The 12,150-nt window shown below is 47.1% G+C and carries 14 protein-coding genes; 10 read left to right on the top strand and 4 right to left on the bottom strand.

Annotation, left to right across the window (positions count from 1 at the left end; translation table 11 throughout):
• Positions 1-67: 67 nt before the first annotated feature.
• Positions 68-1,048: a HEPN domain-containing protein gene (locus H6F90_RS22000; protein ID WP_190554322.1), complete on the bottom strand. Its 981-nt coding sequence runs from the start codon at positions 1,046-1,048 to the stop codon at positions 68-70.
• A 184-nt stretch (positions 1,049-1,232) separates the two neighbouring features.
• On the opposite strand from H6F90_RS22000, the gene H6F90_RS22005 reads away from it, so the two are divergent.
• From H6F90_RS22005 to H6F90_RS22020, 4 genes are all read left to right on the top strand, one after another.
• Positions 1,233-1,427 (top strand): DUF2281 domain-containing protein, encoded by a 195-nt coding sequence (locus H6F90_RS22005; protein WP_190554323.1) that lies wholly within the window; start codon positions 1,233-1,235, stop codon positions 1,425-1,427.
• Positions 1,428-1,567: 140 nt separating this feature from the next.
• Entirely contained in the window at positions 1,568-2,707 is a 1,140-nt protein-coding gene (locus H6F90_RS22010) for a phosphotransferase enzyme family protein (protein ID WP_242024588.1), read from the top strand.
• On the top strand, positions 2,704-3,243 hold the full coding sequence (locus H6F90_RS22015; RefSeq protein WP_190554324.1) for a DOMON-like domain-containing protein: 540 nt from the start codon (positions 2,704-2,706) through the stop codon (positions 3,241-3,243). The genes H6F90_RS22010 and H6F90_RS22015 overlap by 4 nt, the downstream gene beginning before the upstream one ends.
• A 279-nt stretch (positions 3,244-3,522) precedes the next feature.
• Complete coding sequence (locus tag H6F90_RS22020) at positions 3,523-4,491, top strand: protochlorophyllide reductase (RefSeq protein ID WP_190437385.1); 969 nt, start codon at positions 3,523-3,525, stop codon at positions 4,489-4,491.
• 115 nt (positions 4,492-4,606) lie between these two features.
• Here the strand turns inward: H6F90_RS22020 and infC are convergent, their stop codons facing one another.
• Positions 4,607-5,098: a translation initiation factor IF-3 gene (gene infC, locus H6F90_RS22025; RefSeq protein ID WP_190437772.1), complete on the bottom strand. Its 492-nt coding sequence runs from the start codon at positions 5,096-5,098 to the stop codon at positions 4,607-4,609.
• 115 nt (positions 5,099-5,213) lie between these two features.
• Positions 5,214-5,750 (bottom strand): hypothetical protein, encoded by a 537-nt coding sequence (locus tag H6F90_RS22030; protein WP_199296099.1) that lies wholly within the window; start codon positions 5,748-5,750, stop codon positions 5,214-5,216.
• A 125-nt stretch (positions 5,751-5,875) separates the two neighbouring features.
• Here H6F90_RS22030 and H6F90_RS22035 point away from each other — a divergent pair, with 125 nt between their 5' ends.
• From H6F90_RS22035 to H6F90_RS22050, 4 genes are all read left to right on the top strand, one after another.
• Positions 5,876-7,528 carry a glycerol-3-phosphate dehydrogenase/oxidase gene (locus H6F90_RS22035; RefSeq protein ID WP_190554326.1) on the top strand — a complete coding sequence of 551 codons (1,653 nt, stop codon included), beginning with the start codon at positions 5,876-5,878 and terminating at the stop codon, positions 7,526-7,528.
• Between the two features lie 372 nt (positions 7,529-7,900).
• The gene (locus tag H6F90_RS22040; protein WP_190437392.1) at positions 7,901-8,218 is read left to right on the top strand and encodes an RNA-binding protein; all 318 of its coding nucleotides are present in this window, start codon (positions 7,901-7,903) and stop codon (positions 8,216-8,218) included.
• Positions 8,219-8,335: 117 nt separating this feature from the next.
• Positions 8,336-8,527, top strand: coding sequence for a 30S ribosomal protein S21 (gene rpsU / locus H6F90_RS22045; protein WP_190437776.1), 192 nt, complete (start codon positions 8,336-8,338; stop codon positions 8,525-8,527).
• 57 nt (positions 8,528-8,584) lie between these two features.
• Entirely contained in the window at positions 8,585-9,097 is a 513-nt protein-coding gene (locus H6F90_RS22050; RefSeq protein WP_190554327.1) for a hypothetical protein, read from the top strand.
• A gap of 38 nt (positions 9,098-9,135) precedes the next feature.
• Here the strand turns inward: H6F90_RS22050 and H6F90_RS22055 are convergent, their stop codons facing one another.
• The gene (locus tag H6F90_RS22055) at positions 9,136-9,477 is read right to left on the bottom strand and encodes a 2Fe-2S iron-sulfur cluster-binding protein (RefSeq protein WP_190437398.1); all 342 of its coding nucleotides are present in this window, start codon (positions 9,475-9,477) and stop codon (positions 9,136-9,138) included.
• Positions 9,478-9,653: 176 nt separating this feature from the next.
• On the opposite strand from H6F90_RS22055, the gene H6F90_RS22060 reads away from it, so the two are divergent.
• Both H6F90_RS22060 and H6F90_RS22065 read left to right on the top strand, forming a co-directional pair.
• Entirely contained in the window at positions 9,654-10,736 is a 1,083-nt protein-coding gene (locus H6F90_RS22060) for a DUF3474 domain-containing protein (RefSeq protein WP_190554328.1), read from the top strand.
• Positions 10,737-10,897: 161 nt separating this feature from the next.
• Complete coding sequence (locus H6F90_RS22065; RefSeq protein WP_190554329.1) at positions 10,898-11,929, top strand: aldo/keto reductase; 1,032 nt, start codon at positions 10,898-10,900, stop codon at positions 11,927-11,929.
• Positions 11,930-12,150: the final 221 nt, after the last annotated feature.

The following is a 12,150-nucleotide window of genomic DNA, read 5'->3' on the forward strand; positions in this document are numbered from 1 at the left end:
CGGTTAATCAGACGTGGTCAAAGTATAAGTAGTGCTGTGTGGTTATGATAATGGCTATAGTCATTATCTATTTAGATTTGAATGGAATTTTATGGATTGATACAGCTTCTGAGAACTCAAAAGTACTACCTCCTTGAACAATCAGTTTTTGGAGAGCAGCAACAACTAGAAGCATAGCTAGATCAACATGTTCCATCAGTTCATTAATGAAATCATCTAATGAGCTATCTGATAGTCTCAGTGACATAGGGTTAGGAATTGGGATTTCACCATGAACATATCTTGATCTGTAATCATAGAACGCATTGATTGCCTTCTTGATTTTTTTGCTGTTCTCCGGTGGCTCTCCTAAAACAAGGAAAATTCTCTCTCGTAAAACCTTTGAAATTCCAGCTTGGGGTGTATCAAAAAGTGCTTCTAGTGCTTGTGCCAGCCAAACTACTTCACTAGGAGAAATATCTGGTTGGTTGCATACGTGTAGCAGACCACAAATGGCTCTCTCCGTTGTAGAGTGGGCAAAATGAGATTCAGGTAGACCAATTTGCTGTATCCAGTCTAGGACTTTCTGAATTGGAAGATCTTGAAGTATCGGCCAGTTCCATTTCTCTCCAAGCTCGGCAGCACCCTCAAAAACACTTCCAGCCAACAAAAGTAGTTCTTCTTTTCGAGGACCATTACCATCCGAAGAAATGGGAGATACAGCAGCGGAATAGAAATCACAGCTACCAGGCACTGCTAAGTTCATAGCCAAAAATATTTGGTACAAAACATTAACGACATAACCCAAGTCTGTAAATCTGTTATCTGAGTTGCAAACTGACAACTCTATTTCTAAACTCTCTCTAGTTAGACCTGCCTCCTTTCGACGTACATACTCATTCATCTTTTCTATCATTCCATCGAAATCCGCTTTGGTTTTTATTTCTGCTGAGTCGAAGTAATGGGATTTTCGTTCAGCTATAAACTCTTTAGCATCTTTCCAGTCAATCAAAACGTTGATTAAAGCATGGGACGATTGAAAAGAGAAAGATTGCACATTATCAATCAACGTGTTCCAAGCTTCAATGTCTCCGTGAAATGTGGTAAAAGTGCGAAGTAAACTGTTAAATCTAACCCGGAAGGCAGTCGGTGAATTATTCATACCCTCTTTTAAGAATGGAGTAATTGCTTATTTTCAAGAGAGACTTTGCATTAAGGGTAGAATAAGTTATAACGTTTTTACTCTCTAGACAATGGATGCACTGCTAGCAGAGCGTCAGAAGCTAATTGAATCAGTTAGCACTCTTCCAGATGAAGCCTTGGTTGAACTGGCAAGCTTTGTTGAATATCTTCGTTATAAATCAGCTCAATCTCAAGAAAAAAAGCACGGCTCGCCTTTCTTACTCTCTATTGCAGGGCTAGGGGCTTCTGAAGAACCGAATCTTTGAGTTACTACCTTAGTTTTTCTGACCTAGTTGACTTGAGCCGGTATGTTACAAGGAAACAATTGTAGCTGGTTCTGGTTTTCTGGATTAGGAGTCAGCAACGCCGTACACTATGTCATGGCGAGTAGTGAGCGAAGTTTTCCATGTCAACCAGGGCAGATATGACCAGCGATCGCACCCCCAGTAGTACTCTAGATCCCCTTGTGGCTATTGCTGACCAATTTGCCCACCAAGGTAGCATTACCAGCGTCCAAGCCTTTGGTAATGGCAATATTAACGACACCTTCCTCGTTGCCCTGGATGACCCTGACCAAACCCGCTTTGTCCTGCAACGCATCAACACTCAAGTTTTTCGCCATCCCGAACTCGTGATGCAAAACATGCGAATCCTCACCGAGCATGTCTGCGATCGCCTACAACGCACCCCCCTCGACCGTCGCTGGGAAACTCCGCGTGTTCTCCTCACCCAAGACGGACAAGACCATTGCAGTGATGATCATGGTTCCTTCTGGCGAGCCATCAGCTTCATCGAAGGCTCTGAATCTTTCGATACTATGCAAGAGGTGGCTCAGGCCCAAGAAGTTGGATATGCCTTGGGGATGTTCCATAGCCTGATTAGCGATCTCCCTGCCACCAAACTAGCTGATACCCTAGAAGGCTTCCACATCACTCCCCGCTACTGGCAGCACTACGAGCAAGTTCTCGCCCAAGCCAACCCTAACTTCACTCCAGAAGTCTCCTATTGCCTACAGTTTGTCCGCGATCGCCAAGCTTTAGTTCACGTCTTAGAAGATGCCAAAGCACAAGGCAAACTGCCCCTCCGCTTGATGCACGGAGATCCCAAAATCAATAATGTGATGTTTGACATCACGACCGGAAAAGCAGTCAGCGTGGTTGACCTAGATACCGTTAAGCCTGGTTTAGTGCATTACGACATTGGGGATTGCTTGCGATCGGGTTGCAATCCGGCGGGGGAAGAAACCCAGCAGTGGGAAGCGGTGCAGTTTGACACCGATCTGTGCCGAGGCATTCTTAAAGGATATTTAGCGATCGCCAAAGACTTCTTGACTGAACCAGACTATACCTACCTGTACGGCTCCATCCGTCTAATTGCTTTTGAGTTGGGGTTACGCTTCTTGACAGATCACTTGGCAGGCAATGTCTACTTCAAGGTCAAATACCTAGAACATAATCTAGCCAGGGCCTTGGTGCAGTTTAAGCTAACTGAAAGTATCGAATCTCAAGCCACGACTCTCCAAAATCTGATCTCTGATTTGCGATGAATAGCCAAGCTTTCTCTTTGCAACCCTTTCCTAATACCAATTCACTTACAAATCTCCAGATTGCAGGTACCGTTACCCGCCAAGCACAAACACTCTATATTCGTTATGTGCTCTCCGGCGATTTGTCTAAAATTGCGATCGCTGCTCCATCTGGCATGCCAACTCGTAAACATGAGCTATGGCAGGAGACCTGTTTCGAGTTCTTTTTAGGGTTGCGAGACAGCGATCGCTACTGGGAATTCAACCTGTCCCCATCTGGTGATTGGAACGTCTATCGCTTTGATAGCTACCGACAAGGGATGCAAGAGGAAACAGCTTTTACGGTGCTGCCCTTTGAAGTAGAGGCGCAACCGGAAGCACACACTCTCTCACTTGAGCTAAATTTGGCGGCGATCGCACCCGACGAACAACCTCTAGACGTGGCGATTACCGCAGTGGTCAAAACCAAAGATAGTAAGGTCACTTATTGGGCTTTGGCTCACACGGGCTCAGAAGCAGACTTTCACCGCCGGGATAGCTTTGTCCTAAACATTTAATTTTTCTACCTACTTAGGTTTAACAGTCTCACTGGAAAGAGTAGCTTTGGCACTTAATAGATCCACACAAACCTTTATATTCAGCAACGACTTGAATACTAAGCTTTTTGATTTTTGATTTTTGTCTAAAAAGCTCATCAGAACTTAATTTCAGCGATCGCCCTAGCCTAAGTTTTTGCCAATCAGTCCCGTTGTTGCTCAATCGAAAAATAGGCAGCGCTGGTTCACGGTATGAGATCCTAGAAAAGGTCAACAACGGTCAACTGAAGTCTGAACAGCATGGAACGAGATCAAAAACCAACCGTCGTGGTCACTGGTGCCTCCTCCGGAGTTGGTTTGTACGCTGCGAAAGCGCTTGCCAAAAAAGGGTGGCATGTAGTGATGGCCTGCCGCGATTTAATCAAGGCAGAAAACGCTGCTCAAGAGGTACAAATTCCTAAAGACAGCTATACCCTCTTGCCGATCGATCTGAGTTCTTTAGACAGCGTTCGGCAGTTCGTCGATAAATTCAGAGCCAGCGGCAGATCTTTAGATGCCCTGGTATGTAACGCCGCAGTTTATCTCCCTTTATTAAAAGAACCCTTACGCAGCGCTGAAGGCTATGAGCTGAGCGTCGCAACCAATCACCTCGGCCATTTTCTGCTGTGCAACCTCATGCTGGAAGATTTGAAAAAGTCTTCTTACTCTGATCGTCGATTGGTGATTTTGGGAACTGTGACGGCCAATCCCAAAGAGTTGGGTGGCAAGATTCCCATCCCCGCCCCTCCAGACTTAGGAGATCTCCAGGGCTTTGAAGCAGGCTTTAAAGCGCCGATCACCATGATTAATGGCAAAAAGTTTAAGTCTGGCAAAGCTTACAAAGACAGCAAACTCTGTAACGTTTTGACCATGCGGGAACTGCATCGTCGCTATCACGAATCGACGGGGATCACGTTTAACTCCCTCTATCCCGGATGTGTGGCAGATACGCCTTTGTTCCGCAACCACTATCCGCTGTTCCGCAAAATCTTTCCCCTCTTCCAGAAAAACATCACTGGAGGATATGTCTCCCAGGAGCTAGCAGGTGAGCGAGTGGCCGCGATCGTCGCTGATCCTGAGTACAAAGAATCGGGGATGTATTGGAGCTGGGGCAATCGTCAGAAGCCAGGTCGTCAATCTTTTGTGCAAGAAGTTTCCGACGAAGCCAGTGACGACAACAAAGCCCAACGGCTGTGGGATTTGAGCACGAAACTGGTGGCACTGGCGTAACGGCACAGCAACGTGAGGCATTGCCTACCCGAACAGCCTACCTGAACCTAAAACGTAGGGGCACCTATAAAAGATGCCCCTACGATCAAAAATTATTCCTAAATATCTAGAGTATCTAGGCAGGAACGACCTGAACAATCAGCGACCGTTTATCAAGCGACTGTACTTTACCAACTTGACTTAGGTCTGCTGCAATGCGGTCTAGCAAGTCCCCAGCGCGATCGCGAAATTGATTTTCTCGACCCCGTAGACGAATCATAAACTTGACTGAATCGCCTTTACCTAACCACTCGATCGCATTATCGATTCGGAGCTTGTAATCAGACAAGCCAACATTCGGGCGCAGCCTAACTTCTTTGACAGTTGGCCGTGAACCCTGACTCTGCCGCTTCTTTTGCTGATATTGCAGCTTGCCGTAATTTAGAATCTTCGCGACTGGAGCGTCCTTACCCTGCGAGACTACTACAAGGTCAAGCTCTACACTCTCAGCTATTCTTAAGGCTTCATTGGTATCGATCAAGCCACGATTATTGTTTTCATGGTCAATAAGAAAGACCTGAGGGGACGTGATTTGACGGTTAATGAGCTGTTTCTGGGCTACGATAATAAGCTCCTTTAAATTTTAAAGTAGGTCAATACTTGCTTAAACAAGTATCTTAAAGTTAACACAACACTCCCTCAGGCTGCATGCGATCGCTGATTCTTTTAAGCTCGATGCGGTTTTATCTAGAAACTTCGCTGAGTGGCTTGGCAGGCAACGCATACTTCATAGCGCCGTAGAGGGAAACTAAGGCCAAAAGCCCAGTAGCAATTCCTAATGGCGCAATTTTTAGCATCCACAAACTGACCAAAACTAAACCGATCGCGTCAGCGCCTAAAACCGGGAGCCGTTGAGGAATACCCCAAGCTTGAATCGCTATTTTTTCAGCCGAGTGGAGTTGAATTCCTGCCCATAGGTTGAACCAAACTTGGCTCAATAAAATCACAAGCGAACCCCACCCGAGCCACAGGGTGGCAGCATAAAAGCCCAACAGTTCCAGGGCAATGGTACTGACTGTAGCTTGGTAGAAACGCTTGAGGCGAGCATCTTGAATTTGTTGTCGCGCCTGAGCTACCTGTTCTAGATCCACCACTGCCATGCGAGCTTGATCTACACAAAGCAACAAAATACCAAGCGCCAGCAGTTGAGTAGATAATTCATCTCCCCCTATCACCTGCCACAATAGTCCTAGACAAGCAGGAAAGAAAAGCAAAAACATTATCCCAGCGATCGATAGCATGCAGCAATTCCTTGAGGCTGACGACGACACAAACAGTTAGCACAAGCAGTCAGCCTGACCTAATCAGTAGTCTATTCAGACCAAACTCACATTTTAAGCCCCGAATGAACCGAGAAGAGCACGTGGCCCGCCTACAGTCTGAAGCTTTTGATTTGCTAATCATTGGGGGCGGCGCGACCGGAACCGGAATTGCCCTAGATGCTGCCACTCGAAACTTGAAAGTGGCTCTTGTAGAGCGAGACGATTTTGCGGCTGGAACCAGTAGCCGTAGCACCAAGTTAATTCATGGCGGTGTGCGTTATCTAGAGCAGGCAGTGTTGCGGCGCGATCGCAGTCAGTTTGATTTAGTCCGCGATGCGTTGAAGGAACGGGCAGTCTTATTAAAGATTGCGCCTCACCTCAGTCAACCCTTACCGATTGTCATGCCCTTGTATAACCCGCTGCAAATCCCCTACTTTTTCACAGGGCTGAAGTTGTATGACGCTCTCGCCGGAAAAGCAAATCTGGCTCCGAGTCAGTTTCTCGGTGCTAAGGAGATCCGCGATTGCTTACCCATGTTGAGATCAGCAGGATTGTGGGGCGGCGTTCTCTATTATGATGGGCAATTCAACGACGCTCGGATGAATGTGGCTTTAGCACTGACTGCTGCTGAAGCAGGAGCAGTAGTTGCGAATCATGTGGAAGTAGTGGCGCTGAATAAAGCCAACGGTAAACTGTGCGGGGCCACTGTGCGCGACCGCCTCAGCGGAGACCGTTGGGAGATCGTTGCCAAAGTTGTGATCAACGCTACTGGCCCGTTTAGTGATACGATTCGCCAGTTGGATAAGCTGAGTGCTACGCCCATGCTGCGGTTGAGTTCTGGCGCGCATCTCGTTCTCGCTCAGCAGTTCTCGCCACCTACAACCGGGATACTGATTCCCAAGACAGAGGATGGTCGAGTCCTATTCATTTTGCCTTGGCTAGGACATACATTAGTGGGCACCACTGACAACTCCACTACCCTGTCAGCTGATCCCCAAGCTTCTCAGGAAGACATAGAGTATATTCTGCGTCACTTGCAGAAGTACTTCTCCATGCCTGTTACACAGAGAGATGTCCGAGCTGCTTGGGCAGGATTACGCCCCCTAGTTTCTGATCCCAAGGCTGCCGATACCGCCAAACTCTCCCGAGACCATGTGATCAATGTCAGCGAGTCAGGGTTGCTCACGATCACAGGTGGTAAGTGGACTACGTATCGCAAAATGGCTTTGGACACCGTTAATGCCGCTTTGACATTAGGCAACCTGAACTGCGATCGCCCCTCCCAAACCGAGAGTCTGAAGCTAGTGGGGGCAGAGAACTACTCCGCTCAAGGAGACATACAGTTACAAACCACCTATGGTTTAGCCCCTGATGTTGCGACCCACCTCAATCAAGCTTATGGCGATCGCGCGATTCAGGTGGCAGAGTTGGCCCGAGAAGGATACGGTCAGCGTTTAGCAAAAAATTATCCTTACTTAGAAGCGGAGGTTGTTTACGGAGTCAAGCAAGAAGCGGCTCGGAGCAGCAGCGACATCCTGGCCCGTCGGACCCGCCTCAGTTTTTTGGATCACCAAGCCACTCAAACCGCTTTACCTCGCGTGGTCGAGCTACTAGGAAACACATTAGGTTGGAGTCAAGCCCAACAACAAGCTGATTTACAACGATCAGCTACTGCTCTGGAAGTTTCTGCCACCGCAACTTCAAATTCATCTACAGCAGTCTTAAATGATTTCTAAAATTGGCTCTAGATGTAAACATCTTGTGTACTAAAAGCAAGGTACCTACACTACGAATAGAGGCAATTTTATGAGTGATTGAAAGTTAGTATATCGTCCGTCAAAATTGATAAAATTTGCTCGTTTGGTCGTACAACTGCTCAAAAGTTATCATTCTGCTTTTGCTAAAGTTGGCGATCGCCTAGCTCCAATTGAAACAGAACTTAATTAACTTCTAATTATTTCTAGAAGATTTACAACTCAACCTTCTACATGACTGTGTTATAGTCACAGCGTAAGGATTATTTTCGGCTTTGAAACCCCATTTCGTTTTACCGACAAGTGTTTCTCCGGATCTAACTTCTCTACACTCTTTGATTTTGGAGATAATTCATGTCGATTTACGTTGGTAATCTGTCCTACCAGGTTACCCAAGAAGACCTCAAGCACGCGTTTGCAGAATACGGAACCGTCAATCGGGTTCAGCTACCCACTGACCGAGAAACAGGTCGGGTGCGGGGATTTGCTTTTGTGGAAATGGGAACAGAAGCAGAAGAAGCAGCTGCAATTGAAGCGCTTGACGGTGCAGAGTGGATGGGACGTGACCTCAAAGTGAATAAAGCCAAACCCCGTGAAGACCGAGGTTCGTCCGGCGGTGGCGGCGGTGGCGGTGGTTGGAGTAATAATCGCCGTAGCGATCGCCGCTATTAAGCCTTTGTTTTAGGTTTAAAATTTAGAGTCTCTGGCAGACAAAGGCAAGTGCTCTATTCTGCTAGAGACTTTTTTGCTTACTTTCCAGGCAGTACGGTTCATATGGGAGAAAACAGGATGACTCAAGTGGTTTTAGGTGAGAACGAAGGCATTGAATCTGCTTTGCGTCGGTTTAAGCGACAGGTTTCTAAAGCTGGCATCTTTCAAGATATGAAGAAGAAGCGGCACTTTGAGACCCCCTTGGAAAAGGAAAAGCGGAAAGCTTTAGCCAAACACAAACAGCGTAAACAACGTTCTCACCAAAGATAACCAGTTGACGATGTCGTAAATAGCCAAAAGCAACTAGTCAATAGAGGTAAATCAACTGTGACGCCAGAAACAATACGAATCATTTCTAACTTAAGGCAGGAATTCTACTCTCTATTTGTTGCTGAAATGGCTGTCCCTGTCAAAATCAGCGGCAGTTCTTACAACAGTAGTTCTTTAGTGGCCTCTTGGACGGATGCAAGCCAGTACTTGAACTACGTCAACATTTACGCCTATTCAGCCCCAGATGCTTTTCAGTCTGAACGGCCTTTTATTCTGCGGCTGGCTATTAATAAAGGCGCAGGGGACATCGCAGTGGCTCGCAAAGGCCCTTTATGTAGGGGGTTGAATCGGAAGTGGTGCTTTGAGTTAACTATCTTGCCAGAAGAAATTTTAGAGTTTCTACCTTGGGTAGTCAGCTTAGTAGAAGCAAAAGCCAAAGGTTCACTTTCCTCAATTGAGGAACCTCCTTATCCTGTAACTTTCAGCGATACCAATAGCTCATTTACCACCGAAGCTTGGACTCAAAGAGCGAGACAAAGAATAGATCAAGAACTATGTGTCAACCATTAAAGCTAGATTTAGACATTTTCTAGCAGGAATCAGCCGCTCTATTCTGCTTCAACACTATCAGGCTTGAAGTAGAGCGATGACTGATACAGCACAGATTCCTGATGAGTCTGCAAGGTGCAATCAGCCATAGGGTAAGTAACGCAAGTAACTACATACCCTGATTGCACCTCTTCAGGCCGTAAAAATTTCTGTTCGCTTTGATCCACTTCACCACTCACCAGCTTGGCGACACAAGCAGAGCATTCTCCTTGCTTGCACCCAGATGGTAAGTGAATTCCAGCCTCTTCCGCGATATCTAGAATGTACTGATCATCAGGCACGGCGATCGCACAATCGAGGTTAAGCTTCGGATTAATAAGTCGTACTTGATACACAGCCATAGTTTTTAATCTGGCTCCAAAAGTTTTTATATCTCGCTACTCCTTAAGTTAACCCTTAAAGAACCTAGGATTTCAGGGGTTTCCCCTACTCATTACATAAGGTTAAGCCCTACAATAGGGCAGCTATGGGCAGATGCTGAATGCGACTCAAGTCAAATCATTCATGCAGCTGCCCTATGTTTTGCTATCTCATTCAAAACTACGAAAACGTGACCTCCAACTTAACTACTCGTCCTCCTACGCGTGAGTTTCTACCCTTCACGCTTCAAGATGTCCGATCGGCTATCCCAGGCCACTGTTTTCAATCAAACCTTTGGCGATCGCTCTCCTACTTTGTCCTAGACCTTGGCATTGTCGCAGGCCTCTATTGGCTCGCCGCTCGCATTGATAGCGCCTGGTTTTTCCCGCTTTTCTGGTTGATGCAAGGCACCATGTTTTGGGCCTTGTTTGTAATTGGGCACGACTGCGGCCACGGTTCGTTCTCGCGCTACCGCTGGTTAAACAATTTGGTGGGCCACCTTAGCCACACCCCCATTTTGGTGCCCTATCATGGTTGGCGCATCAGCCACCGCACCCACCATGCCAACACTGGCAACATCGAAACTGATGAGAGCTGGTATCCCGTCACCGAGGGCTACTACGACAACATGCCTTGGTACGAGAGGTTGGCTCGATTTCACTTGATTTTGTTTGTCTACCCGTTGTATCTGTTTCGGCGATCGCCCGGAAAGCAGGGGTCGCACTTTCTGCCGGACAGCCCATTGTTTCGGCCTCATGAGAGACGTGCAGTCCTCACCAGCACCGTGTGTTTGTCACTGATGCTCACCTTTTTGGTGGGTTTGGGTGTGCATTATGGCTTTGGGTTTCTGTTTAAGTACTACCTCATGCCCTACGTGGTCTTTGTGGTCTGGCTGGATTTAGTCACCTTTCTACACCACACCGATGCTGATATTCCTTGGTATCGCGGCAAAGATTGGTACTTCCTCAAAGGGGCTCTCTCCACCATCGATCGCGACTACGGCATTTTCAATCCCATTCATCACAACATTGGCACTCACGTTGCCCATCATATCTTTATCACAATTCCCCACTACCATTTAAAGGAGGCTACAGAAGCGATTAAACCTGTTCTAGGAGAACATTATCGATCTTCCCAAGAACCCATTTGGAAATCGTTATGGCGCTCCTACCAAACCTGCTACTTTGTTCCAGATCAAGGCAGTAAGGTCTACTACCAAACCCCTTCTAAGAAGATCTAAAATCGAATCACGGAAAAATTTTGTCACCAGTCAAGCGGTTGTTTTTCGCAACGCTAGCTGGTGATTTTTATTGTTTGTCGAAATGTATTCCACGCAACTTATTTTTGCTGATTTAAGCCAGTACTTTAACAACAAACTCCATCGGTAGGAGATCTGGCTTTATGCAGTACACAACTTTGGGCAAAACAGGTCTGGTTGTCTCGCGGCTGGCTTTTGGAGCGATGACCTTTGGCACCGGGCAACTGGTTCCAGGGGTGACTAATAATATTGACCAAACGGCTGCCGATCAGATGGTGGGTCGCGTCCTAGATGCAGGGATTAATCTATTTGATACTGCTGATGCCTACACCAACGGCGAATCCGAAATTATGTTGGGCAAGGCGCTGGGCGATCGCCGCGACCAAGTGGTGATTGCCACTAAAGTGGGGTTTCGCCTGGGCGATGCCATTACAGATACGGGGTTATCGTACCGCCACATTATCCGATCAGCAGAAGCAAGTCTGAAGCGGCTAAACACCGACTATATTGACCTTTACCAAATTCATATCCCTGACCCACTCACGCCGCTAGAAGAAACCCTGCAAGCGCTAGATGATTTAGTTCGCCGGGGATTAGTGCGTTATGTCGGTTTTTCTAATTTCCCTGCCTGGAAAGCGGCTCGGATGGTAGGAATTCAGGAGCGGTATGGCTATGCGCGCTTCATTGCGGCTCAGATGTATTACTCCTTGGTGGGGCGAGATTTGGAGCATGAGTTCGTCCCCTTTGCCGAAGATGCTGGGATGGGGATTCTAGTCTGGAGTCCACTAGCAGGCGGCTTTCTCAGCGGTAAATACACTCGCGATAATCCTGCGCCTGAAGATGCCCGTCGCACTAAATTCCAACTTCCACCTGTCGATGTAGAGTCAAGATATGAGGTGGTCGATCGCCTGAAGCAAATCGCCCAAAACCACAGTGCCTCTCCTGCTCAAGTTGCGATCACCTGGATTCTAGCTAAACCCTTTATCTCTTCGGTGATTATTGGTGCCAACAAACTATCTCAACTAGAAGACAACTTGGCATCTGTTGATCTAAAGCTCTCTTCTGAAGAAATTGCTCAACTCGATACCCTGACTGTCCCAGCGTCTCTTTATCCGGGATGGATGCAGCCTCTCGAATGGGATGCTAAAGTCAAAGCGGCTTTAGGGAAGGCTTGAGACACTGAAGGTTGCGACTCTGAGTTATGCGGCTCAACCAATAACCTTCAAGCACTAGACCCCACAGAGATTGTGTCCAGTATTTTGGTCAATCCGCTGTACTAGAGTAAACCTTATCGGAAATAGAAAGGGATGTTGATTAAGTCACTCCTTGCCCTCTGGATCTGCAACTAAACCGCTTGGAGCTTCTGCTTCGCTTTTTGAGAGCGGTAGGTGAGTCG

This window comes from Trichocoleus sp. FACHB-591, assembly GCF_014695845.1.
GTDB lineage: Bacteria > Cyanobacteriota > Cyanobacteriia > FACHB-46 > FACHB-46 > Trichocoleus.